General features: G+C 66.5%; 24 protein-coding genes. 19 read left to right on the top strand and 5 right to left on the bottom strand.

Annotated features, from left to right (window positions below; translation table 11 throughout):
- Complete coding sequence (locus ACSFA8_RS06095) at positions 1-789, top strand: amino acid ABC transporter ATP-binding protein (RefSeq protein WP_435478613.1); 789 nt, start codon at positions 1-3, stop codon at positions 787-789.
- Positions 786-1,172 (top strand): GFA family protein, encoded by a 387-nt coding sequence (locus ACSFA8_RS06090; RefSeq protein WP_435478612.1) that lies wholly within the window; start codon positions 786-788, stop codon positions 1,170-1,172. The genes ACSFA8_RS06095 and ACSFA8_RS06090 overlap by 4 nt, the downstream gene beginning before the upstream one ends.
- Here the strand turns inward: ACSFA8_RS06090 and ACSFA8_RS06085 are convergent.
- Positions 1,140-2,087 (bottom strand): LysR family transcriptional regulator, encoded by a 948-nt coding sequence (locus tag ACSFA8_RS06085; RefSeq protein WP_435479192.1) that lies wholly within the window; start codon positions 2,085-2,087, stop codon positions 1,140-1,142. The two genes, ACSFA8_RS06090 and ACSFA8_RS06085, sit on opposite strands and share 33 nt — an antisense overlap.
- A gap of 162 nt (positions 2,088-2,249) precedes the next feature.
- On the opposite strand from ACSFA8_RS06085, the gene hglS reads away from it, so the two are divergent.
- The 5 genes from hglS to ACSFA8_RS06060 are packed head-to-tail and all read left to right on the top strand — an operon-like array spanning position 2,250 to position 7,492.
- Positions 2,250-3,638 carry a 2-oxoadipate dioxygenase/decarboxylase HglS gene (gene hglS / locus ACSFA8_RS06080; protein WP_435478611.1) on the top strand — a complete coding sequence of 463 codons (1,389 nt, stop codon included), beginning with the start codon at positions 2,250-2,252 and terminating at the stop codon, positions 3,636-3,638.
- A 5-nt stretch (positions 3,639-3,643) separates the two neighbouring features.
- Complete coding sequence (locus ACSFA8_RS06075; protein WP_435478610.1) at positions 3,644-5,080, top strand: FAD-binding oxidoreductase; 1,437 nt, start codon at positions 3,644-3,646, stop codon at positions 5,078-5,080.
- Between the two features lie 12 nt (positions 5,081-5,092).
- A complete protein-coding gene (locus ACSFA8_RS06070; protein WP_435478609.1) occupies positions 5,093-6,313 on the top strand; it encodes an aminotransferase-like domain-containing protein in 1,221 nt (406 codons plus the stop codon).
- A gap of 20 nt (positions 6,314-6,333) precedes the next feature.
- Positions 6,334-6,795 (top strand): Lrp/AsnC family transcriptional regulator, encoded by a 462-nt coding sequence (locus tag ACSFA8_RS06065; RefSeq protein ID WP_435478608.1) that lies wholly within the window; start codon positions 6,334-6,336, stop codon positions 6,793-6,795.
- 16 nt (positions 6,796-6,811) lie between these two features.
- A complete protein-coding gene (locus ACSFA8_RS06060) occupies positions 6,812-7,492 on the top strand; it encodes an aspartate/glutamate racemase family protein (RefSeq protein WP_435478607.1) in 681 nt (226 codons plus the stop codon).
- A 199-nt stretch (positions 7,493-7,691) separates the two neighbouring features.
- Here ACSFA8_RS06060 and ACSFA8_RS06055 read toward each other — a convergent pair whose 3' ends face one another.
- Both ACSFA8_RS06055 and ACSFA8_RS06050 read right to left on the bottom strand, forming a co-directional pair.
- A complete protein-coding gene (locus tag ACSFA8_RS06055) occupies positions 7,692-8,054 on the bottom strand; it encodes an HU family DNA-binding protein (protein ID WP_435478606.1) in 363 nt (120 codons plus the stop codon).
- 101 nt (positions 8,055-8,155) lie between these two features.
- Positions 8,156-9,700 carry a YifB family Mg chelatase-like AAA ATPase gene (locus ACSFA8_RS06050; protein ID WP_435478605.1) on the bottom strand — a complete coding sequence of 515 codons (1,545 nt, stop codon included), beginning with the start codon at positions 9,698-9,700 and terminating at the stop codon, positions 8,156-8,158.
- Between the two features lie 214 nt (positions 9,701-9,914).
- Here ACSFA8_RS06050 and ACSFA8_RS06045 point away from each other — a divergent pair, with 214 nt between their 5' ends.
- The 3 genes from ACSFA8_RS06045 (at position 9,915) to ACSFA8_RS06035 (ending at position 12,757) form a co-directional block, all read left to right on the top strand.
- On the top strand, positions 9,915-10,778 hold the full coding sequence (locus ACSFA8_RS06045; protein WP_435478604.1) for a TorF family putative porin: 864 nt from the start codon (positions 9,915-9,917) through the stop codon (positions 10,776-10,778).
- A 66-nt stretch (positions 10,779-10,844) separates the two neighbouring features.
- Complete coding sequence (gene glnK / locus ACSFA8_RS06040; RefSeq protein ID WP_187053895.1) at positions 10,845-11,183, top strand: P-II family nitrogen regulator; 339 nt, start codon at positions 10,845-10,847, stop codon at positions 11,181-11,183.
- A 32-nt stretch (positions 11,184-11,215) separates the two neighbouring features.
- Positions 11,216-12,757, top strand: a complete 1,542-nt coding sequence (locus ACSFA8_RS06035; RefSeq protein ID WP_435478603.1) for an ammonium transporter — start codon at positions 11,216-11,218, stop codon at positions 12,755-12,757.
- A 156-nt stretch (positions 12,758-12,913) separates the two neighbouring features.
- On the opposite strand, the gene ACSFA8_RS06030 is transcribed toward ACSFA8_RS06035, so the two are convergent.
- Positions 12,914-13,930, bottom strand: coding sequence for a Bug family tripartite tricarboxylate transporter substrate binding protein (locus ACSFA8_RS06030; protein WP_435478602.1), 1,017 nt, complete (start codon positions 13,928-13,930; stop codon positions 12,914-12,916).
- 92 nt (positions 13,931-14,022) lie between these two features.
- Here ACSFA8_RS06030 and ACSFA8_RS06025 point away from each other — a divergent pair, with 92 nt between their 5' ends.
- The 7 genes from ACSFA8_RS06025 to ACSFA8_RS05995 all read left to right on the top strand — a co-directional run bounded on the left by ACSFA8_RS06025 (position 14,023) and on the right by ACSFA8_RS05995 (position 21,144).
- The gene (locus ACSFA8_RS06025; protein ID WP_435478601.1) at positions 14,023-14,946 is read left to right on the top strand and encodes an SMP-30/gluconolactonase/LRE family protein; all 924 of its coding nucleotides are present in this window, start codon (positions 14,023-14,025) and stop codon (positions 14,944-14,946) included.
- 46 nt (positions 14,947-14,992) lie between these two features.
- Positions 14,993-16,498, top strand: coding sequence for an FAD-linked oxidase C-terminal domain-containing protein (locus ACSFA8_RS06020; protein WP_435478600.1), 1,506 nt, complete (start codon positions 14,993-14,995; stop codon positions 16,496-16,498).
- Between the two features lie 11 nt (positions 16,499-16,509).
- A complete protein-coding gene (gene glcE / locus ACSFA8_RS06015; RefSeq protein ID WP_435478599.1) occupies positions 16,510-17,631 on the top strand; it encodes a glycolate oxidase subunit GlcE in 1,122 nt (373 codons plus the stop codon).
- A 6-nt stretch (positions 17,632-17,637) separates the two neighbouring features.
- Entirely contained in the window at positions 17,638-18,438 is an 801-nt protein-coding gene (locus ACSFA8_RS06010) for a YoaK family protein (RefSeq protein WP_435478598.1), read from the top strand.
- A gap of 9 nt (positions 18,439-18,447) precedes the next feature.
- The gene (glcF, locus tag ACSFA8_RS06005) at positions 18,448-19,701 is read left to right on the top strand and encodes a glycolate oxidase subunit GlcF (protein ID WP_435478597.1); all 1,254 of its coding nucleotides are present in this window, start codon (positions 18,448-18,450) and stop codon (positions 19,699-19,701) included.
- Complete coding sequence (locus ACSFA8_RS06000) at positions 19,698-20,099, top strand: carboxypeptidase regulatory-like domain-containing protein (protein WP_435478596.1); 402 nt, start codon at positions 19,698-19,700, stop codon at positions 20,097-20,099. Before glcF ends, ACSFA8_RS06000 begins: the two co-directional genes overlap by 4 nt.
- A gap of 430 nt (positions 20,100-20,529) precedes the next feature.
- A complete protein-coding gene (locus ACSFA8_RS05995; protein ID WP_435478595.1) occupies positions 20,530-21,144 on the top strand; it encodes a hypothetical protein in 615 nt (204 codons plus the stop codon).
- Here ACSFA8_RS05995 and ACSFA8_RS05990 read toward each other — a convergent pair.
- A complete protein-coding gene (locus ACSFA8_RS05990; RefSeq protein ID WP_435478594.1) occupies positions 21,135-21,929 on the bottom strand; it encodes a winged helix-turn-helix domain-containing protein in 795 nt (264 codons plus the stop codon). The genes ACSFA8_RS05995 and ACSFA8_RS05990 overlap by 10 nt on opposite strands.
- Positions 21,930-22,184: 255 nt before the next feature.
- On the opposite strand from ACSFA8_RS05990, the gene ACSFA8_RS05985 reads away from it, so the two are divergent.
- Complete coding sequence (locus ACSFA8_RS05985) at positions 22,185-22,925, top strand: response regulator transcription factor (protein WP_435478593.1); 741 nt, start codon at positions 22,185-22,187, stop codon at positions 22,923-22,925.
- Entirely contained in the window at positions 22,922-24,169 is a 1,248-nt protein-coding gene (locus ACSFA8_RS05980; protein WP_435478592.1) for a FecR family protein, read from the top strand. Before ACSFA8_RS05985 ends, ACSFA8_RS05980 begins: the two co-directional genes overlap by 4 nt.
- Positions 24,170-24,206 lie beyond the last annotated feature (37 nt).

Raw genomic sequence — 24,206 nt, 5'->3', positions numbered from 1 at the left:
ATGTCCAGTCCCCTGATCGAAATCTCCAATCTGAAGAAGGCCTTCGGACAGAACGTGGTCCTGAAGGACATCTCGCTCACGATCGAGCGTGGCCAGGTGGTCGCCATGATCGGGCCGTCCGGCTCCGGCAAGTCGACGCTCCTGCGCTGCATCAATCTCCTGTCGATCCCGAACGGCGGCCGCATCACGGTGGGCGAGCAGACGATCGAGTTCAACGGCGTCCACACGACGCTGCCCAACGAACGCAAGCTCGCGCGGTTCAGGGCGTCCACCGGCATGGTGTTCCAGCACTTCAACCTGTTTCCGCACATGACGGCGCTTCAGAACGTCATGGAAGGTCCGGTCACCGTCCTGAAGACGCCCAAGGCGCAAGCCCAGACGGAGGCGCGTGCACTGCTGGCGAAGGTGGGCTTGCTGGAGCGTGCGGACTACTACCCGGACAAGCTTTCCGGTGGCCAGAAGCAGCGCGTCGCGATTGCACGGGCACTCGCCATGAAGCCGACGGTCATGCTGTTCGACGAGGCCACGTCGGCCCTGGATCCGGAACTGGTCGGGGAGGTCTTGAATGTCATCAAGGCGCTGGCCAAGGAAGGCATGACGATGATCCTGGTCACGCACGAGATCGGCTTCGCGCGAGAGGTCGCCGACCAGGTGATCTTCATGCGCGACGGCGTGGTCGCGGAATGCGGCCCGCCGAGCGTCGTGATCGACAACCCGCGGCAGGAATCGACGCGTGCCTTTCTGGGGCGCTTCAAGGCGTCGGAGTCGGCCAACGCTGCGCTGGCATGAGCGCGGGGGTTGAAGCCGGCCCACGGCTGTCCTGGTACGCCGGGCAATGCCACTGCGGTGCAGTTCGCTTCGACTTCTCTTCGGATCTCGCTGGGGGTGTGCGCTGCAACTGCAGCTATTGCGTGCGCAAGGCCGCACTGCATCACCGCGTCACGGCGCAGCGCTTCGTCCTGAAGTCAGGGGGAGACGACCTGTCCGTGTATCGCTTCGGCACGCGGCGCGCCAACCACTACTTCTGTCGGCACTGCGGTATTCACACGCACTGCAATCCGCGGTCGGCGCCTGAACAGGTGAACGTGAACCTGAACTGCGTCGACGCGGTCGCCGCAATGAGCCCCGGCATCGAGGTTTCAGCGTACGACGGCCGTAGCTGGCTCGCGTGATTTCGTCGGGCCGCGCGGCCGCGCCGCGGCGGCCTCGCCAACGAGCCAGTCCCGGAACGCCAGCACCAGGCGATTTTCTGCGCCGGTCTCCGGAACGACGACGTAGTAGGCCCGTTGGGTGATCAGCGCCTCGCGGAACAGGACGATCAATCGATCGGATGCAAGTTCTTCCTCGACGAGAAACCGGGGTACCAGCGCCACCCCGAGTCCATTCGCCGCAGCTTCCGCGAGCATTGCGAACTGCTCGAAGCGCGGGCCGCGCATGGCGTGCGGCGCCGCGATCTTGACCTGCTCGAACCATTCCGCCCACTGCATCGGCCGCGACGATTGATGAAGGAGGCACTGGCCCGCAAGATCCTCGCGCGTGTGAATGCCGCTGCGGCGCTTGAACTCGGGGCTGCAGACAGGGACGACGCTCTCGCCGAGAAGGTAGTCGCAGGAAGCGCCCGGCCAGAAATCGGCGCCAAAGTGGATGGCCGCATCGAAGGGCTCGCGCGCGAAGTCGAAGGGCTCCGTTCTGGATGCGAAATTGACCGTGACACCAGGCTGCACCGCGGCGAAGCGCCTCATCCGGGGAATGAGCCATCGCGTTCCGAACGTTGGCAGCACGGCCAGATTGAGAACTTCGCCAATGCCGCCCATGGTCATCGCGTGCTGGGTCGCGTTCGACAGTGTCTCCAGGCCTGCGCGAAGCTCCGCCGCGTACACGCGGCCCGCATCCGTCAGGACGACGCGCTGGCGCACACGATGAAAAAGTGCTGTCCCGAGCTGGTCTTCCAGCAGCTTGATCTGCCGCGAGATCGCGCTCTGCGTGAGGTGGAGTTCCTGCGCCGCTCGCGAAACGCTGGCGTGGCGTGCAGCGCTTTCGAAAGCCATGAGCTGCCCCATGGAGGGCAGAAATTCTCGTCTGAACATGATGACCAATGCGCAATATGTGGAGCGGTTGCTCTGAATGCAGCGTGCATGCCTGCTGAGCAGGTTGATTCCATTTTCACATGAAATCGTTCCGACTTATCGCTATCCATCGCACGCCAACCGGACGATAGTTGGCCTTCCAAAATCTTCACGCGAACCGCCATGCAGACGAACGCTCTTGTTGACCCTGACGACATTCGCGGACTGTTCTCGCGGGCACTGTCCGGCATGTACAAGACCGAGGTGCCCCAGTACGGTGACCTGCTCGATCTCGTTGCCGACATCAATGCAGAGGTGCTGCGCGAGCGCGAGGGGCTCGCCGATCGCCTGCGTGAGGCCGGCCAGCTCGACCGCCTGGACGTGGAGCGCCACGGCGCCGTTCGTCTTGGAACCGTCGACGAGCTTGCCGTCATGCGCCGCTTGTTCGCGGTGATGGGCATGCAGGCAGTCGGCTACTACGACCTTTCGGTGGCCGGTGTCCCGGTGCATGCCACGGCGTTCCGCCCGGTCGACGAGTCTTCGCTCAAGCGAAACCCGTTCCGCGTGTTCACCTCGCTCTTGCGCCTGGACCTGATCGACGATGCCGCGCTGCGCGAGCGTGCCGCGCAGATCCTCGCCGGGCGCAGCATTTTCACGCCGCGGTGCCTCGCGCTCATCGGCCGTGCAGAGCGCGATGGCGGCCTGCCCGATGCGCTCGCTCAGGAGTTCGTCGCGCAGGCGCTCGAAACCTTCCGCTGGCACAGCGAGGCGACCGTCGATATCGAGACCTACCGGCAACTACGGGCTTCGCACCCGCTCATCGCGGATGTGGTGTGTTTCAAGGGGCCGCACATCAACCATCTGACCCCACGCGTGCTCGACATCGACCAGGCGCAGGCGGCAATGCTGGCGCGGGGCATCCGTGCGAAAGACGCGATCGAGGGGCCGCCGAAGCGCAGGTGTCCGATCCTGCTGCGCCAAACGAGCTTTCTCGCTCTCGAAGAGCCCATCCGCTTCCAGGGCGCCCATGGCGTGGATGGCACCCACACCGCCCGCTTCGGCGAGATCGAGCAACGTGGCTGCGCGCTCACGCCCAAAGGGCGTGCGCTCTATGACGAGCTCCTGAGCGTCGCTCTGGCGGCTGGACCTGGTGCAGCGTCGAATGCATCGGCTCTGGCGCAGGCTTTCGAAGCCTTCCCGGATGACGTGCGCGTGCTGCGGCGGGAGCAGCTCGCCTATTTTCGTTATTCGGTCGATCGAGACTGCGCGGATCAGCCGGGGCCGGTATCGGCGAACGCGAGTATCGAAGAACTCCTGGATCGGGGCCTTGTGCGTGCCGAGCCCCTCGTGTACGAGGACTTCCTGCCGGTCAGTGCCGCCGGAATCTTCCGCTCCAACCTGGGATCAGAAGGCGCCGCGCACTACGCCGCCGGCGGCAACCGCGAGGCCTTCGAAGCCGCGCTGGGAGTGCGCGTCATGGACGAGTTCGCCTTGTACGAGGCCGCGCAGGCAGCCTCGCTCGAACAATGCAGGCGCGAACTGGCCGACCTTGTAGCCGCGGCGTCGAGCTGAACGCCATGAACCTGCAAACCCACCGCGCCGGCGTTGTGGCGCAAGCACCGGAACATGGCTTGGTCGGCAGGCTGCTCAGCCGGCTCGGCGTGCCGGGACTTCTGACGGACGCACGCGACAAGGCGCCGTTCGAAGTCTCCGCCCGGCACGGGCACGGCCAAGCGCGCGCCGTGGTGCGGCCGGCAACGGTCGAGGAACTGTCATGGGTGGTTCAGGAGCTCGTCGAGGCGGATGCTTCGTTCGTTGTCCAGGGCGCTGCCACCGGCCTCGTCGGAGCGGCCACCCCGACCGACTGCGGCACGCAATGGGTGCTGTCCACTCAGCGTCTGCGGGACCGATTGGAGATCGACCCGGTCAATCGAACGGCGGTCGTGGCGGCCGGCTACCGGCTGTCGGATCTCAATCGCGCCGCCGCCGAGCATGGACTGACCTTCCCGATCGATCTTGGCGCGGATCCGTCCATCGGCGGAATGGTGGCCACCAACACCGGCGGTTCGAGGCTGATCCGCTACGGCAGCGTGCGCGAGAACCTGCTGGCCGTCGCCGGCGTTCTCGCGAATCCGCCGGGCGCACGGGTTGGATCGACGCGCGGATTGCGCAAGAACAATACCGGCCTCGACTGGACGCAACTGATGACGGGCACCTTCGGTGCCTTCGGCATCGTGACGCATGCGACGCTGAAGCTTCATCCTGTCCAGCGGCAAACCGCCGCTGCGCTGGTTGCGCTCGAGTCCGCAGAAATGGCCATGGCGTTGCTGTGCTCCCTCGAGGATGCGCTTGGCGAGTTCGTGAGCGCGTTCGAAGGCATGTCCGGCAATGCGTTGACTGCAGCCGTACGGCATCTCCCGAGCGTCTCGGCCCCTTTTCCGGTCGCGCCGCCGTATGCCGTCTTGCTGGAGGTGTCGAGCGCGGTATCGAAGGCCGCCGGGCTGGATCTGGAGTCGATGCTGATGGGCTGGCTCGAGGCGCAGATGGAGCTCGCCCGAATACTAGACGCCGTGGTCGACAAGCCTGAACGTCTCTGGCGCATCCGCCATGCCGTCAGCGAATCGGTGCAGGCGCTCGGCAAGCTCGTCGCCTTCGACGTGTCCGTCAGCCGTTCGCGCTTTGCTGCGTTTCGCACGCGAGCCGTCGAGTTGATCGCCGCTGAAATTGCGTCGGCCCATGTGTGCGACTTCGGCCACCTGGGCGACGGCGGGGTGCATCTCAACATCGTCGTTCCTCCCGGAACCAGCGCCGATGCCATCGCGCAGCTCCGGTCGAAGCTCTACCAGGCCGTTGTCGAGGAGTTCGATGGAAGCTTCAGTGCAGAGCATGGGATCGGCCCCTACAACCAGGCCTTCTACCGGCGCTTCACCGATCGGCCGACGCTCGCGCTGGCAGGTGCCCTCCATGCCCAGCTGGATCCCCGGGGTCGGCTCGGGAATGTCCGGCTCGACTGAACAAAGCAAAAGATGACCTCCACCTCATTCGTCAATGACCGCTACGCCAGTGCCCCGGGATCTCCGATACGCGAGCTGAAGCGCTTCACGGAATTGCCGGGGATGATCTCGCTGGCCGGTGGATACCCCGCGCCGGAACTGATGGACTCCGGCGGATTGCAGAAGATCTTCAGCAGCCTGACGGGGCCTGCGTTCGCAAGCGCGCTCGAGTACGGCGCGACCGAGGGCGCCATTGCCCTTCGCACGGAGCTGGCGCGTCTGTCCAGCACACGCGGTATCGCCGTGGAACCCGGCGAGGTTCTTGCGCTGAGCGGCTCGCAGCAAGGGATCGACTTGCTGGCGCGGACGCTCTTGTCCAGGGGCGACACTGTCCTGGTGGAAGCACCCACGTACCCGGCCGCGATCTCCGCCTTCCGCTTCGCGGGCGCCGCGATCCATCAGGTCGCCACCGATGACGAGGGACTTGTTGTCGAGGATCTGGAGCGGGCACTGATCCAGCTGAAGCCCAAGCTCCTCTACACCGTACCCACGTTCGGCAACCCGAGCGGCCGCACCCTCAGCGCAGGCCGGCGACGCGAACTGCTGAAGCTGGCGGTTCGGCATCAATGCCTGGTGATCGAGGACGACCCCTATGGCGACCTCTGGTTCGACCAGGCTCCCCCACCGCCCATCTATTCGATGCGGCATGCGGTGGACGGCGGCGAGCGCGTCGTCGCCTATCTGTCGAGCCTTTCGAAGACGCTCGCGCCGGGGCTGAGGCTCGGCTGGATGCTGGGGCCTGCAGAGGTGCGGCGTGCGTGCGTGCTCGCCAAGCAGACCGACGATATGCACGCATCGACGCTGACGCAGGCAGCCGCGGCGGCCTACCTGGCGCAGGGCCTCTTCGCCGACAACCTGCCCCGGCTGCGCGCCAGCTACGGCAAGCGCGCCAACGCGCTGGTGTGCGCGTTGCGCGAGCAACTGGGCCACCGCATCGAGTTCACCGCGCCGGGCGGCGGCATGTTCGTATGGGGTCGTGCGCCCGGGGTCGACACGGCCGAATGGCTCAAGGCGGCCATCGAGCGCCGCGTGCTGTTCGTGCCGGGGGTCGCCTTTTATGCGCAGGAAGCGGACACCGCGACTTTCCGGCTCTCGTTCGCCAGCCAGGATGAAGCGGGCATCGCCATGGGGGTGTCGCGCCTTGAAGAGGCGCTTCACGCACGAGCACCTGTCGGGGCGGGCCACAATCGCTGAGTTTTGCTGCAGGGCTGCCCATGGACTTACGACTTGATGACCTTGATCGCCACCTTCTGAGCTTGCTGCAGGCCAACGCCCGTGAGCCGGCGGCCAACCTGGCGCGCAAGCTGAAGATCGCCAGAACCACCGTGGTCGCTCGCATCGCCCGACTGGAACGCGAGGGCATCGTCTCGGGTTATGGGGTTCGCCTCGGCCAACGCATTGAACGCGCTGCAGTTCGCGCGTTCTGCGGGCTCAGCGTCAACGCCAAGAGCGCCCCCGCGGTCATCGCGGCGCTCGAGCGCCTGCCCGAGGTGGAGGAGGTCTGGGCCTTGAGCGGCCAATTCGACTACATGGTTCTTCTGCGCTGCGACACACCCGAGCAGTTGGACAAGCTGCTCGATCAGCTGGGTCAGATCGATGGCATCAACCAGACCCACACCTCGATCGTGCTCAGCCGAAAGATCGATCGTCGCAGCACCGTCTCCAATAGCGGATAGCCATCCCGACAAGAAAATGCTCCCAACTTCCGAACGCTTCCTGGGTGTTCTGATGCTCGACACGCGGTTCCCGCGGCCGCCGGGCGATATCGGAAATCCGGAGACCTTCCGCCGGAACGGAATTCCGGTTCGCTTCCATGTTGTCCGGGGTGCCTCGCCGCGGCGCATCGTGAAGGAGGCAGATCCCGCGCTGCTGCAGCCATTCGTCGCCGCCGCTTTGAGCCTGGTCGAGGAGGGCGCCGCGATGATCACGACCAGCTGCGGTTTTCTGGCCGCCTACCAGGAGACGCTGGCCGAAGCCGTTCCGGTTCCGGTCGTCACCTCGAGCTTGCTGCAATGCAAGGACTTCGCCCGGCCCGGCATCGTCACCTTCGATGCGGGTTCGTTGAGTGCCGGCATCCTCAGGGCGGCCGGCGTTCCCGAGGCGACGCCCCTGCAAGGCGTGCAGCCGGGCTGCGAATTCCACCGGCGCATCCTCAACAACGAAGAGCGGATGGACCTCGTCGAAGCCGGCAGGAACGTGGTCGACGCGGCACGCCGCCTCGTCAACCTGTTTCCGTCGGTCGAAGACATCCTGCTCGAATGCACGAACATGCCGCCCTACCGCGAGGCCGTCGCGCGCGCGACCGGGCGCCACGTGCATGACATCGAAACCCTGCTGGCAGCCCGGTGGACAACCTGCACCGCATCGCCGTAGTCGGCTGCAGCTGCTGAGCTACACCGGCAGGCAGCGCAGCTACGCCTGGGGCGACTGCAGCTTGTCGGCGTATCAGCCGTCTCGTGCGGGCGAGATCAGCGCGCCGAGCCCGTCCATCAGCGCCACGCGTGCGTTCTCTCAACAAAAACGGCCCCTCAGGGCCGCGGTGCTCACTCCGCAGCATGCGCTGCGAGACCGATCACTTCTTCTTGGCAGCGGCCTTCTTGGCAACCGGCTTGGCGGCCGGCTTTGCGACTGCTGCCTTGTCGGCCTTGCGCTTAGCGGCCTTGGGATCCACCGCCGCCTTGAACGATGCGCCCGGCACGAACTTGGGCACCTTCTGTGCGGCAATCTTGATCTTCGTGCCAGCTTGCGGATTGAAACCGGTGCGCGCAGCACGCGCCACCTGCTTGAACGTGCCGAAGCCGACGATCTGAACGGGGTCGCCCTTCTTGACTGCAGCGACGATGGCGCTGGTCACGGTTTCGAGGATGCGCGCGGCTTCGGCCTTGCTGACGGTATGGGCGGTGGCGATTTTTTCGACGAGTTCGATGCGGTTCACTGAGAGATTTCCTTGGACTAGAGATCAGGCACTTGCCTGTTGCAACGCTGCCAGCAAGCGCTGACAGCGAGGGGCGGCAGTTTAGCCCGCAGCGCGCCGGGTCAAGCAGCACCGCGCAATGCACGCCGGTACTGCACCGCTTCGGCCACATGCGCCGTCTGCACCTGCGTGGCGCCGGCCAGGTCGGCAATGGTGCGCGCGACCTTGAGCGTGCGGTGCGTCGAGCGGGCGCTCCAGCCGAGTTTGGTGGCGGCGGTTTGCATGAAGCGCAGGCCCGCATCGTCCAGCGCGGCGTGGGTGTCGATTTCCTGTCCCTGCAGCGCCTGGTTCGGCTTGCCCTGGCGCGTAGCCGCGCACTCGCGCGCCGCCTCGACCCGGGCGCGGATGCCGGCGGTCGCTTCGCCCGGCTGCGCCGTCAGCAACTCTTGCGCAGACACGGCCGGCACTTCGATGTGAAGGTCGATGCGATCCAGCAACGGGCCGCTGAGCTTGCCCTGGTAGCGCGAAATCTGGTCGGGCGTGCAGCGGCAGGCCTTCAGCGCCGAGCCCGAAAAACCGCAGGGGCACGGGTTCATCGCGGCAATGAGCTGGAAGCGCGCCGGGAACTCGGCGCGCCTGGCGGCCCGCGCGATCGTGATCGTGCCGGTCTCCAGCGGCTCGCGCAGCGCCTCCAGCGCGGCCCGCGGAAACTCGGGCAGCTCGTCGAGGAACAGCACGCCATGGTGCGCCAGCGAGATTTCGCCGGGGCGCGGCGGCGAGCCACCGCCCACCAGCGCGATCGCACTCGCGGTGTGGTGCGGCGCCGCGAGCGGCCGGCGCATCCAGCGTTCGACTGCGAAGCGGCCGCCAAGGCTCGACACCGCTGCGCTCTCCAGCGCCTCTTGGACCGTCATGGCCGGCAACAGGCCCGCGAACCGCTGCGCCAGCATCGACTTGCCGGAGCCTGGCGGGCCGACCATCAGAAGGCTGTGCGAACCTGCCGCAGCGATCTCCAGCGCGCGCTTGGCGCCGGCATGGCCCTTCACGTCGGACAGCTCCGGATAATTCTCGAGGTGAGTGCCGGCTTCGGCTGAAACCCTTGTCCATCCATCATCACCGGGCGCTGGCTCCGGAAGATCGGTGGCGCCTGCCGGCAGAAACTGGCGCACTACATCGAGCAGATGACGGGCGCCGTAGATCTGCGAGTCCGGCACCAGGGCGGCTTCCCGGGCGCTGTCGGTCGGCAGCACGAGCCGGGTCGCAATGCCCCGGCTGTGCAGTGCCAGCGCCATGGCGAGTGCGCCGCGCACCGGCCGCAGCTGGCCAGAGAGCGACAACTCGCCGGCAAATTCGTAGCCGGCCAGCCGCGCCGCGTCGATCTGGCCGCTGGCGGCAAGGATGCCGAGTGCGATCGGCAGATCGAAGCGGCCAGAATCCTTGGGCAGATCGGCCGGTGCCAGATTGACTGTGATCCGCTTGTTGTTCGGAAACTCGAGGCCGGCGTTCTGGATCGCGCAGCGCACCCGTTCACGCGCCTCTTTCACTTCGACATCCGCCAGGCCGACCAGCGTGAAACTGGGCAGGCCGTTGGCCAGATGCACCTCGACCGTGACGCTGGCCGCTTCCAGGCCGAGCAAGGCACGGCTCTGCACCAAAGATAAACTCATTTTTCTCTCCCTTCACCAAGATGGTGCGTCCATCTTTGGTGCAATCTTGCTTTCTTTCCTGTCTACTCGCCCCCATGCCGAAACATTGGATGACGAATCGGTTGTTTGCAAGGGAACTCGTGTTGCGCCGCGGCATCGCCGCTACCCACTTTGGCACGCTCCCTGCTTTGAACGGGTTCCACCCTCAATCCACACCCTCCCAGGAGTTCCCCCGATGATGCACCGTAAAACCGCCAAGGCTTTGGTCGCGCTGGCCGCAGCACTGACCGCGTCGAGCGCAGTCTTGGCCCAAACGACGCCGGCAGCGGACCCGGCGCCCGCGTCGCCGTTGACGGCCAACATCTCGCTGACCACCAACTACAAGTTCCGTGGCCAGGATCAGGATCAGATCGGCAAGAACGACTACTACAAGACGCGCGCCGTCAAGCCCGCGATCCAGGGCGGTTTCGACTACGCGCACGAGAGCGGCTTCTACGTCGGCAACTGGAACTCCAGCGTCAACTGGCTCCAGGGCAACAGCATCGAGAGCGACATCTACGGCGGTTACAAGTTCAAGGGCGGCCCGATCGACTGGGACGTGGGCGTGCTGACCTACATCTACCCGGGCAACAGCCTGGGCAACACCACCGAAATCTACGGCGCAGGTACCTATACCAACGAAGTCATCGGCGCCTTCACGCTGAAGTACTCGCACACCGTGTCGAAGGACTACTTCGGCTTTGCCGGCACCAAGAACGGTTCGGGCCTGAAGGGCCGCGGCACCGGCTACTTGAACCTTGCCTACAGCAAGGAAATCGTTCCGAAGCTCACGCTGAAGGCGGCGGTCGGCTACACGCGCATGTCGAGCGACATCCGCAGCCTGGGCTACAAGAGCTATGTCGACTACAACGTGGGCGCCAGCTACGACTTCGGTGGCGGCCTGTCGCTTTCGGGCGCGGTCGTGGGCGCCAACAAGAAGAGCTCCTACCTGCTGACCAGCAACCCCGGCATCGAAATCCCGGACTTCGGTACCTTCGGCGCCCAGCAGCAATCCATCAACAAGGCCCGCTTCATCGTCACCCTGACCAAGACGCTCTGACGCGGCACAGCCAGGCGCGGCCTGCGTGCCGCGCCCATCCCTTTATTCCTCAGGAGTCATAAAACCATGAAGCTGGTCACAGCCATCATCAAACCCTTCAAGCTCGACGAGGTGCGCGAGGCGCTCTCGGCGATCGGTGTGCAAGGCATCACCGTGACCGAAGTCAAGGGCTTCGGCCGACAGAAGGGCCATACCGAGCTCTACCGTGGCGCAGAGTACGTGGTCGACTTCCTGCCGAAGGTCAAGATCGAAGCGGCTGTGTCCGACGAACTGGTTGAGCGCGTGATCGAGGCGGTCGAGGGCGCAGCCCGCACCGGCAAGATCGGCGACGGCAAGATTTTTGTCTACAACCTCGAGCAGGTCGTTCGCATCCGCACCGGCGAAACCGGCCGCGAAGCCCTCTGATCAGGTACTTCAAGGCACGAAAGAACACCGAAATGAAAAAACTGCTCGTCTCCCTCGCGCTCGGCCTGAGCGTTCTCACCGCTGGCGTCACCGGCTTTGCCCAGACGCCTCCGGCCGCGGAAGCTTCGGCCCCCGCTGCCGCGGCAGCCCCGGCCGCCGCACCCGCACCGGCCGCGCCCGCCGCCGCAGCAGCGCCCGCGGCAGCTGCCGCCGCGCCCGCCGCAGCACCTGCTGCTGCACCGGCCCCGTCCTTCAACAAGGGCGACACCAGCTGGATGATGCTGTCGACGCTGCTGGTCATCATGATGACCATCCCGGGCCTCGCACTGTTCTACGGCGGCCTGGTCCGCAGCAAGAACATGCTGTCGGTGCTCATGCAGGTCATGGTCACCTTCTCGATGATCGTGGTGCTGTGGCTCATATACGGCTACAGCCTGGCGTTCACCGAGGGCAACTCCTTCATCGGCGGGTTCGACCGGCTGTTCATGAAGGGCATCTTCGACCCGGCCACCGGCGTGTTCGCCCCAGCCGCGACCTTCAGCAAGGGTGTCTACATCCCCGAGTTGCTGTTCGCCGCCTTCCAGGCCACGTTCGCCGGCATCACCTGCTGCCTGATCGTCGGTGCCTTCGCCGAGCGAGCCAAGTTCTCGGCGGTGCTGCTGTTCATGGTGATCTGGTTCACCTTCAGCTATGCGCCGATCGCGCACATGGTCTGGTTCTGGATGGGCCCGGATGCCTACACCGCCGCTGGCGTGGTCGACGAGATGAACGGCAAGGCCGGCCTGCTCTGGCAGTGGGGCGCGCTCGACTTCGCAGGCGGCACCGTGGTGCACATCAATGCGGCCGTTGCCGGCCTGGTCGGTGCCTATGTGATCGGCAAGCGCGTCGGTTACGGCAAGGAAGCCTTCACGCCGCATTCGCTGACGCTGACCATGGTCGGTGCCTCGCTGCTGTGGGTGGGCTGGTTCGGCTTCAACGCCGGTTCGGCCCTCGAAGCCGGCACCAGCGCCGTGCTCGCGTTCATGAACACCTTCTCGGCCACCGCCGCTGCCGTGCTCGCATGGTGCATCGGTGAAGCGCTGATGCGCGGCAAGGCCTCGATGCTGGGTGCCGCTTCGGGTGCCGTCGCCGGCCTCGTCGCCATCACCCCGGCCGCCGGCAACGTCGGCCTGATGGGCGCGATCATCATCGGCTTCATCGCCGGTTTCGCCTGCCTCTGGGGCGTCAACGGCCTCAAGAAGCTGCTGGGTGCGGACGACTCGCTCGACGTGTTCGGCGTGCACGGTGTCGGCGGTATCGTCGGCGCGCTGCTCACCGGTGTGTTCAACACGCAGGCACTCGGCGGCCCCGGCCTCGTGGGCGACTGGGTCACGGCGTCGGTCATCTCCAACCCGATCGGCACCCAGGTCTGGATCCAGCTCAAGGCTGTGGTGCTGACCATTGTGTGGTCGGGCGTGGTCTCGTTCATCGCCTTCAAGATCGCCGACCTGACCATCGGTCTGCGCGTGACGGAAGAAGAAGAGCGCGAAGGCCTCGACATCTCCGCCCACGGCGAAACCGCATATAACAGGTAACCCCCCAGGCTTCGCGCACTGCGTGTCGCTTCTCCTTCCCCCCTGCTGGGGGCAACACCAGCGGCCCGGCTGAGCCGGTTCCGCGGTGTTTCTGGAACTCAAGAAAAAGCCACCCTCGGGTGGCTTTTTCTTGTCTGACTCGGAGGGGGCTCTTGGCTATTCGGCGCGGATGTCGTTTTTCTTCACGACCTCGCCGAGCAGCTTGTAGTAGTCGCGCGTCATCGCGCCCAACTGCTCGGGGGTGCCGCCGCCGGCATCGTCGCCGCGGTCGGCAATGGTCTTCTGGATGGCGGGGTCCTTGATCGCGGTGTTCATCGCCGTATTCACCTTCTTCACGATGTCGGCGGGCAGGCCGGCCGGTCCGTACAGGCCGATGAACGAAATGATCTCGAAGTCCTTGATGCCCCGCTCCTTCGCGGTGGGCACGTCGGGGAAGGCTGGCACGCGCTTCGCGCCGGTGGACATCAGCGCCTTGAGCTGTCCGGACTTGAGCATGGGCGCGACCACGGAAGAAGCGTCGAACATGCAGGGGATTCGGCCGGCGATCAGGTCGATCATGGCCGGGCTGCTGCCCTTGTAGGGCACATGGCTCATTTTCGGCTTGCCGATGCGCTCGCGAAACAGCTCCATGGCGGTCTGCACCAGGCTGCCGGGCCCGCCCGAGGCGTAGTCGACAGTCTTGCCGGCCTTGTCTTCGGCCTTGACCCAGGCGATGAATTCCTCGACCGTCTTGACCGGCAGGCTCGCCGGCACGACCAGCATCAGCGACGAGGTCAGCAGCAGCCCGATGGGCGTGAGCTTGAGCGGATCCGCCACGGTGGTGTTGCGGTAGGTGTGCGGGTTGAGCACCATGTTGCTGCCATTGCCCACCAGCAGCCGGTAGCCGTCCGGCGGCGACTTCGCGATGTAGTCGGTGGCGATGTTGCCGTTGACGCCGGGCTTGTTGTCGATCACCACCCCCTGGCCCAGGCTGGTCTGCATGCCGGCGGTGAGCACCCGTCCGGCAAAGTCCGTCTGCCCGCCGGGCGGATAGCCGACCACCAGCGTCACCGCCTTGGTCGGCCAGGTCGCTTGCGCTGAGGCGAAACCCGGAAATATGGCGCCGAGGCCCCCCAAGCCGAGTTGCAACGCCGTCCGGCGTGAAAGCGAGGCGTTCGATCCGTCGAGTTCCATGTGTTGCTCCAATGCTGGAAAGGCCAGCCGCCGCATCTTAGGAGCGTGTGGACGGGCTCACAAGGCCGCCCTTGCCCGCACAATCCCGCACCATGTGGCAAACGCTTTCGAACTCCCTCTGCGAACTCGGCGAGTCGCCGTTCTGGCATCCGCAGGAGCGCTCGCTCTACTGGATCGACATTCCGGGCCGCGCCGTGCTGCGCACGCGCGGCGAAATCGACGCCGCATGCACCATCGAACGCTGGCCGCTGTCCGAAGAGCCCGGGTGCATTGCACCGGCAAGGCGCGGCGGACTGGTGATCGCCCTGCGCAGCGGCATCCATCGCGCAAAGGAATGGGGCGGGGTTTTGCAGATGATCGCGCCGGCCGACTACGACACTGCCACCCTGCGCTTCAACGACGGCAAGTGCGATCCGCTCGGCCGCTTCTGGGCCGGCACGCTGAACGAGCCGAAAGACCAGGCCAATGCCACGCTCTACTGCCTCGATGCTCGCGGCGGGCGCGCGCCGGTCGTGACGAAGATGGCCAATGCCGCCACCACGGCCAACGGACTCGGTTTTGCGCCCGATGCGCGCACCGTCTACTGGGCCGATACCGCGGCGCATTCGGTGCGCGCGTGGGACTGGGCCGGCGACGCCAATGCCCTCACGCACGAACGCGTGTTCCACCAGTTCGACATGAAGCCCGCAGGCTGGGCGCCGGAGAGCGGCGTGCCCTACCAGGGCCGGCCCGACGGCGCCACGGTCGACGCGGGCGGCGATTACTGGGTCGCGATGTTCGAAGGCGCGCAACTGCTGCGCCTCTCGCCTTCCGGCGAAGCGCGCGAGGCGATCGCGCTGCCGGTGCAATGTCCCACGATGCCCTGCTTCGGCGGCGACGACCTGCGCACGCTGTTCGTCACGAGCGGGCGCAAGGGTCGTCCGGCAGCCGAGATCGCGCGGCTGCCGGCGTCGGGCAGCGTCATTCGCCAGCGTGCAGCCACGCCCGGGCTGCCCGTCGCGTTCTTTGAGGACTGACGCGCCGGGCTGGCGGGTCTACCATCGGCTGCATGAAGGTATCTGCATGAATGCGCCGTTGAGCCCGACCCAGCACGATCTGCTCTCGAAATCAGAGCGCCAGGCGCAGGTGGTGCGGGCGCTGCAGGCGCATCTGCCTTCGCACGCGCTGATCTGGCACGACGAGGACACCACGCCTTACGAATGCGACGGCCTCACCGCCTACCGCCAGCGTCCGCTGGTGGTGGCCTTGCCCGAGACCGGAGCGCAGGTGCAGGCCGTGCTCAAGACCTGCCACCAGCTCGGAGTGCCCGTGGTGGCGCGCGGCGCCGGCACCGGGCTCTCGGGCGGCGCGATGCCAGATGCCATGGGCGTGACACTCTCGCTCGCCAAGTTCAACAAGATCCTCGACCTCGATCCGGTCGCGCGCACGGCCAGCGTGCAGTGCGGCGTGCGCAACCTCGCGATCAGCGAAGCCGCTGCACCCTATGGGCTTTACTACGCGCCCGATCCGTCCAGCCAGATCGCCTGCACCATCGGCGGCAACGTGGCCGAGAACTCGGGCGGCGTGCACTGCCTCAAGTACGGCCTCACCTTGCACAACGTGCTGCGCGTGCGCGGCTTCATGGCCGATGGCGAACCGGTCGAGTTCGGCAGCGCCGCGCTCGATGCCGCGGGCCTCGATCTGCTCGCACTGGTGATCGGCAGCGAAGGCATGCTGGCCGTCACCACCGAGGTGCTGGTCAAGCTGGTGCCCAGGCCGCAACTGGCGCGCTGCATCATGGCCAGTTTCGACGACGTGCGAAAGGCAGGCGATGCGGTCGCCACTGTGATCGCGGCCGGCATCATCCCGGCGGGGCTTGAGATGATGGACAAGCCCATGACTGCCGCCGTCGAAGACTTCGTGCGCGCCGGCTACGACCTCACGGCCGAGGCCATCCTGCTGTGCGAATCCGATGGAACGCCCGAAGAGGTCGAGGAAGAGATCGGCCGCATGAGCGAGGTGCTGCGCCGCTGCGGCGCCACCGCCATCGCGGTGAGCGAAAACGAAGACGAACGCCTCAAGTTCTGGAGCGGCCGCAAGAACGCGTTCCCGGCCTCGGGCCGCATCAGCCCCGACTACATGTGCCTCGACTCGACCATTCCGCGCAAGCGCCTCGCCGACATCCTGCTTGCGATCCAGCAGATGGAAATCAAATACAAACTGCGCTGCTGCAACGTGTTCCATGCCGGCGATGGCAACCTGCACCCGCTGGTGCTGTTCGACGCCAACGACCCCGACGAGCTGCACCGCTGCGAGCTGTTCGGCGCGGACATCCTCGAAACCAGCGTCGCGATGGGCGGCACCGTGTCGGGCGAGCATGGCGTGGGCGTGGAAAAACTCAACAGCATGTGCGTGCAGTTCACCGCGCCCGAAAACGAGCAGATGTTCGGCGTCAAGCGCGCGTTCGATCCGGCCGGCCTGCTCAACCCCGGCAAGGTGATCCCGACGCTGCAGCGCTGCGCCGAATACGGCAAGCAGGTGGTGCGCGGTGGCAAGACGCTTGCGTTCGCCGAACTGCCGCGGTTTTGAGGCGCGTGACCTTGACCGATTCCGCACCCCAAGCCCTCCATGACCTCATCGACCGCGTGCGCGCCGCCGCTGCGCACGCCAGCCCCCTGCGCATCCGCGGCGGCGGCACCAAGGACTTCTACGGCGAAGCGCTGCAGGGCGAAGCGCTCGACACCACACCGCTCGCCGGCATCACGAGCTACGAGCCGAGCGAGTTGGTGGTCACGGTGCGCGCCGGCACGCGGCTGATAGAACTCGAAACCCTGCTCGCCACCGAGGGGCAGTGCCTCGCGTTCGAGCCGCCGCGCTTCCAGCCCGGCGGCACCGTGGGCGGCATGGTGGCTGCGGGCCTGAGCGGCCCGGCGCGTGCCAGCGTCGGCGCGGTGCGCGACCACCTGCTCGGCGCCGAACTGCTCAACGGCAAGGCCGAGCTGCTGCGCTTCGGCGGCACGGTGATGAAGAACGTCGCCGGCTACGACGTGTCGCGCGTGCTGGCCGGTGCGCTCGGCACGCTGGGGCTCATCACCGAAGTCAGCCTCAAGGTGCTGCCGACGGCGCCGGCTGAAGCCACGCTCGACTTCGAATGCAGCCAGGCCGATGCGTTGCGCCTGCTGAACGCATGGGGCGGCCAGCCGCTGCCGCTGAACGCCAGCGTCTGGAGCGAACGCAACGGCGTGGGCGTGCTGTCGCTGCGCCTGCGCGGCGCAGTGGCCGCCGTGCAAGCGGCCTGCGCGCAGCTGGGCGGTGCGCGCCAGGACACCGACCCCGGTGCGGCCGAGTGGCAGTCGTTGCGCGACCAGCAGAACCCGTGGTTCGACACCGATGCGCACGACCTGTGGCGCGTGTCGGTGCCGCAAACCGCGCCGGTGCTGGCGATCGACGGTGCGCCGCCGCTGGTCGAATGGCACGGCGGCCAGCGCTGGTACCGCGCGGCGCCGGGGCAGGGTGCTGCCATCCGCACGGCGGCCGGTGCCGTCGGCGGACATGCCACGCTTTTCAGGGCAGCGGCCGCAGCCGGCACGGGCGCGCGAGCCCCGTCCAGTTCCAGTTTCGAGACGCTGTCGCCGGTGCTCGAGCGCATCCACCGCGCGCTCAAGCACGAGTTCGATCCGCACGGCGTGTTCAACCGTGGCCGGCTGCACGCCACCTGGTAGGCAAGCATGCGGCGCCTGCGCTTCCTCACCGGCCGGCACCGCACGCCGTCCATCAACCGTCTGCTCGGGCTGCTGCTCGCGTTCATCGCGGGCGCCGTCAATGCCGGCGGCTTTCTGGTGGTGCACATGTACACCTCGCATATGACCGGCTTCGTCTCGATGCTGGCCGACAACCTGGTGCTGGGCAACATGGCGCTGGTGCTCGGTGCCACGGGCGCGTTGCTGGCCTTTGTCTGCGGCGCGGCCTTCACGGCCGTGGTCGTGAACTGGGCGCGCCAGCATCGTCTGCGCAGCGGCTTCGCGCTGCCGCTGCTGTTCGAAGCCGTGCTGCTGTTGCTGTTCGGGCTTGTGGGTGCCACCACGCTGAGCCAGGCAACGCCGTTCGCGGTGCCGTTGACCGTGCTGCTGCTGGCGTTCCTGATGGGGCTGCAGAACGCGCTGGTCAGCAAGGTGTCGTCGGCGCAGATCCGCACCACGCACATGACAGGCGTGATCACCGACCTCGGCATCGAGCTCGGCAAGCTTTTCTACTGGAACCAGGCCGGCACGCCCGCCACCGCGCAGGTGCGTGCCAACCGCGCGAAGCTGCGGCTCTTCAGCCTGCTGCTCGCGATGTTTCTGATCGGCGGGCTGGTCGGTGCCACGGGCTTCAAGTACATCGGCTTCATCTGGGTGGTGCCGCTTGCGGCACTGCTGTTCGCGGTGTCGCTGCCGCCGGTGCTGCAGGATCTGCGGCATTCCATCTACCTGCGCGCAGCCATCGGGCGCGTTGCGCGGGCACTGCGGCCGCACGCCAGCCAACGTTGAACACCTTCCATGCAAACCGAACTCGCCCCCGAATTCCGTGACACCGCCGATGGCCGCGAAGCCGAAGCCATCCTGCGCAAGTGCGTGCACTGCGGTTTCTGCACCGCGACCTGCCCCACCTACCAGCTGCTCGGCGACGAACTCGATGGGCCGCGTGGCCGCATCTACCTCATCAAGCAGGTGCTCGAAGGAAAGGCGCCGACGCGCAGCACGCAGCTGCACCTCGACCGCTGCCTGACCTGCCGCAACTGCGAAAGCACCTGCCCGAGCGGCGTGCAGTACGGCAACCTGGTCGACATCGGCCGCAAGATCGTCGACCAGAAAGTGCCGCGCCCCGCCATGGAATCGGCCACGCGCTGGCTGCTGAAGGAAGCGCTGCCCTCGCCTCTGTTCGGCCCCGCGATGAAGCTCGGGCAATCGGTGCGCGGCCTGCTGCCCGCGGCGCTCAAGGCCAAGGTGCCGGCGAAGCAGGACGCCGGCGCATGGCCGACGCGAAAGCATGCACGCAAGATGATGATGCTGGCCGGCTGCGTGCAGCCCTCGATGATGCCCAACATCAACAGCGCCACCGCGCGGGTGCTCGATGCCGCTGGCATCGAGACGGTGATCGCGAAAGAGGCCGGCTGCTGCGGCGCGGTCAAGTTTCACCTGAACGACCAGCAAGGCGGCATGGCGCAGATGCGCGCCAACATCGACGCCTGGTGGCCGCAGATCGAGCGCGACGAGGTGGAAGCGATCGTCATGAACGCCTCGGGCTGCGGTGTCACCGTGCGCGAATACGGCCACATCCTGCGCGACGATGCGGCCTATGCGCCGAAGGCCAGGCGCATCAGCGAACTCACGCGCGACCTCAGCGAGTTGCTGCCCGAACTGGTGCCGCTGCTCAAGGCCCGTGTGAAAGCACCGGCCGGCGTGGTCGCCTACCACCCGCCCTGCACGTTGCAGCATGGGCAAAAGCTGCGCGGCGGTGTCGAAGTGAACCTGCGCGCGCTCGGCTTCGACCTACAGGTGGCGAGGAACGAATCCCACCTGTGCTGCGGCTCGGCCGGCACCTACTCGGTGCTGCAACCGGAGCTTGCCTATCCGCTGCGCGACCGGAAGCTGGGCCACCTGCAGCAGTTGCAGCCCACCACCATCGCCTCGGCCAACATCGGCTGCATCACGCACCTGCAAAGCGGCAGCGAAGTCCCGGTCAGGCATTGGGTCGAGCTGCTCGATGCCGCCCTGGTGGTTTCACCGTCTTCGAAGGAGCAAACGTCATGAACCGTCTTCAATGGATCGCCGCCGTGAGCATCGCCGGCGCGCTGCAGGCCCAGGCCCAGACTGCAGTCGCGATACCGCCCATGAAAGGCGATGGCGCAGTGCGCTGGGTTTGTGGCGGCATCGGCGTGGACGAGTCCACTGCAATGCGGTCGGCGATGAAATCGCATCCGCTCTCGCTGCTGTTCGCGCGCAAGGACGGCGCCTACCTGGCCGAGATCGACGTGACGATCCAGCGCAGCGACGGCGGCCCGACGCTGGCGCTGCGCGCGGACGGCCCAGTTTGCCTGATCGATCTGCCGGCCGGCCGCTACACCGTGCAAGCTGCGACAGGCGGTGCCACGCTGAAGGAGTCGGTCACTGTCGGCGGCGCGCCGAGAACGGCGGACTTCCGCTTCTGAGCAGGCGTGGCGTGACGAACGCCGCTCTCTGCACTGCAGGGATCGCGTCCGCGCATCGTGCTTGAGGTTTTCAGGTAAGACCTGTGGGTTAGGCCGCTGGCGGCGGGCGGCGCCCTCCGCAAATGTCCCCCGCCGCCCTGATCCCACCCCGGCACCCCGGCACCCCGGCACCTCAGCACCCGGAAACTCAGCACCCGGAAACTCAGCACCCGGAAACTCAGCACCCCGAGCCCTCTTTCATCGCTCGCCTGGGTGCTTGTTGCGCTAGGCAAGCATAGCGGCCGCATTGGATCAGCCCTTCAGCGTTCTGGACGAATCTCAGGGTTCATACCTATTTGTTTGCGCAAACAGTGCAACCAAAATCGCTTGTTTGCGCAAACAACTTATGTGTTTGCGCAAACAAACTGATGGAACACACAAAGAAGATCCTATGACCGCATTGACCGCAACCTCTGGCAAGGAGCCTGTCCTCGTTGCCGAAACCGCGCGTGCCAACACCGTGCGTGACCTGCTGCAGGCAATGTGTCGTCGCGCCGGCTTCGCAGGCATTGCAGCCCTCGCCGCGCTGGCTGGGGTGGCTGCGTACGCGCAGCAGGGCGCACCGGCCGGCCCGAATGCCAACACGCTGGAGCAGCTCGCCCGCACCGCGGGGGCTCAGAAGTGCGCGCAGGCCGCCGCCGCAGTGAGTCCGTCGATGACGGGCTTCGGCGCGGAACACGGGGCCATGCTCATGGCGCACCCGGCGGCGCCAGATGCCGCGATGTTCGGTGCCACCATCGAACGAACCACCGAGCGCGGGCCGAGCCTGGTCAGCGCCTGGTTCGCGCCTACCCCGCGCGGCAACTGCGACGTGGGTTACGACCTGATCGACGTGTGGCCCAAGGCCTGCCAGGACGTGGCGCGCGAAGTGTTCAACCATGCGGGTCCGTTGGTCGGAGTCGGCCGCAGCGTCGGCGTTCTCGCGATCGGCCCGACCCATCACGTCTACCTGATCGGCTCATCAGCCGGCTGCGTCAGCATCCGCAAGGAAGTGCTCTACCCATGAAGCTCAGGCAGATGTTCACGCACGGGTTCCTGCAATTCATACCCGCACCGCGCGATGGCCCGCAGCATCCAGCCATGTTCGGCGCGCAGGCCAAGTCGCCCGCGCAGGCGCGAGACATGAATATCGAGCGCGCGCGAGCCTTCCTCCATCCGGGCGCCCCACACCATCGCGTAGAGCCACTCGCGGGACAGCGTCCGGCCCCTGTGGCGAAACAATGCGATCGCCAGATCGAACTCGATCGGCTTCAGCAAGACTGTCTCGCCATCCACCGCCGCAGCGCCCGTCGCCAGCGAGAAACGGTAGCGTCCCCACACCGGGCTCAACCCCAAAGTCGGAATGCCGTGATGCGCCATGAACTTGCTGACGAAGTGGTGCAGCTCCTCGCGGGAAGGAGGCGTCCTGATCGCGTCGTCGCCCGAACCCGCGTGCGAGATCAAGAACATCCGCAACAGATCCCGGGAGCCAGTGACCAGACCCACAGGCACCTTGCGCCCCACGAGCGAACACACCTCCTCGACCGTTTCCATCGACAGGTCCTCGGCGTTGGACGAGGGGCAGACGATGAGCAACAGGTCGAACTCACCCGGGCGCACGCCGTGCGCACGCATCGCTTGCGCGTCCTGGAACGCGACAGGCATGTGGCCGAGCCGGTTGACCACGCTGCTGACGCGGCGGCGGGAACGCCGATCTGGGTCGACGATGGCCACGCACCGCTCGGCGTGCGCCCGCGATGCCAGGCTCATGTTGCACCCGCCGCCCATCGCCGCCACTTGATCGTGCGCCATCTGCAAGTCGCTCCCGCTTTTGAGTTTTATTCCCTTGGGTTCGCATGGTGCCGTGGGGCTGTCGTGCGGCGAGCCGTTGGCAAGAATTCATCAGATTCCACGGCGACAACGCACCCAAATGCGGTACTACCTCACACGCTGCGCTCCTTACCTCTGCGCTGCAACGGTTTCGTCAGAATTCATCAGATTTCGACGCTGGACCCAGCAGCACAATCGCGCAAAACCTGTTCTTGACCCCCTTTTATTCCCTTCGCCATGCGCATCGCCGTTCTGGAAGACGAACCCGCCCAGATGAGCCATTTCATCTCCACCATCGAGCGGCAGTTGTCGCTGGGCGACGAGCCGGTGGTGTGTGTGCCCTTCGATCAGGGCGAGGATTTGCGCCGCGCGCTGCGTCGCGAAACCTTCGACCTGCTGGTGCTCGACTGGAACGTGCCCGATCTGGATGGCGTCGAGCTGCTTCAATGGCTGCGCCAAATGCAGCAATCCTCTGTGCCGGTGATCATGCTTAGCTCGCGCGGCTCGGAGCGCGACGTGGCAGGCGCACTAATCGCCGGCGCCGACGACTACGTGGCCAAGCCTTTTCGCCCCCTGGAACTCGTGGCACGCATCAGCCGCCTGCTGGGGCGGCAACAGCCGGCCGTGGCAGTACCGGAGGAGCGTTTCGGTGCCTGGGCATTCGATCGGGCTTCGTCCCGCGTAAAAGTGGATGCCTACGGCCAGGCGCCCGGGTGGCAGCTGGTGCTGACCGGCAGCGAATTCCGCCTCGCACTGGCGCTGTTCCGCAATCTCGGCCGGCCGGTGTCGCGCGCCTACTTGGCGGAGTGCATCGGCCAGAACGGCGAAGGGCCCACCCGCGCGCTTGACACCCACATCTACCGGGTGCGCACCAAGCTCGGCCTTTATGCTTCGCACGGGTTGCGGCTGCAGACGGTGTACGGCTTGGGCTATCGGCTGGAACTGCTCGCCGAGGCGAGCCCCAAGGAGGCCCCATGAGCGCGAGGCTGAATGGCGCGCTGGCTCTGGCCTTGGCCCTGGTGCTGCCCGGCGCAGTGCAGGCGCAGGGAACCCACGTCGTGCGGCCGGGCGAGACGCTCTGGGACATTTCGCGCCAGCACATGAACACGCCGCTGCGCTGGCCCGAACTGCAGCGCGACAACGCGGTGCCGCTACCGCGGAAGCTGCAACCTGGGCAGGTGCTGCAGCTTGGCAGTGCGGTTGCCGCCGTGCGGGAGCTTGTGGGCATGGCATGGCTCAAGCGCGGCAACGATGCGCCGCGCACACTGCTGGTGGGCACCGCGGTGCAGGCCGACGACGTGCTCGTCACAGACCCTGGCGCATTCCTCAGCCTTGAGCTGGGCGACGGCAGCCGCGTGGTCGTGCCTTCGAGCAGCGCGCTGCAGGTGCTCGTCGCCAATGGGCGCGTGACGCGGCTTGAGCTGCTGAGCGGGCGGGTCGAAGCGCACGTCGAAAAGCAGAACGGCCGCGAGTTCGAAATACGCAATCGCACTTCGGGGCTCGGCGTGAGGGGCACGCATTTCCGTGCACGCGACGAAGACGGCGTCACGGCCGCCGAGGTGATCGAAGGCGCGGTGGCGGTTTCAAGCAACGGCCAACCGGCGCTTGTGCTGGGCGCTGCGAGCGGCACGCGGCTCGACGGTGCCGACGCGCTGAAGGCGCAACCCCTGTTGCCGCCGCCGCAGCGGGCACCGGACACATCCGGCGCCGAGTTGGCAGCAATGCCCATCGAGGGGACCCGAAGCTACCGATTGCAACTGGCGCGCGACGAACGCTTTCTGCAGATCGTGCACGAGGCGCGTTCGGCTCAAGGCAGGTTCACGCTCCCGGGCGAGCTGGACGCCGGCTTCTACCACCTGCGGCTGACCGCCCTCGACCCGCATCTGATCGAAGGGATGCCCGGCGACAGCATCGTCTACGCGCCCGGCAGCATTCCGCGCAGCAGCGTGCTGCGCATGAGCGACGGGCGCTACGAGATCCGTTGGCCGGCACGCCCGGCACAGCGCTACCTCTTCGAACTGGCGCGCACGGCGGCTTTCGCACCGCTGCTGGTGAGCGAGCCGGTCGTGTTCGGCGGCGGCGTGGTCGTGGGGCCGCTCGATACGCCCGGGCCATACCACTGGCGCAGCCGCGAATTGACGCCAGGCACCGATGCACCGGGCGGCGTCCAGCAAGGCAGCTTCGAAGTGCCTGCCCAAGCACCCCGGGTTCTTGGACGGTGAAGCGGCGCAGACGGCGCTTTCTTGCGGAATGGCTGCT

This window comes from Variovorax nitratireducens (assembly GCF_051216545.1).
In the GTDB taxonomy this organism is placed as follows: domain Bacteria; phylum Pseudomonadota; class Gammaproteobacteria; order Burkholderiales; family Burkholderiaceae_C; genus Variovorax.
The sequence above is the reverse complement of the archived record's forward strand: the minus strand, read 5'-3'. Positions and strand labels throughout refer to the sequence as shown.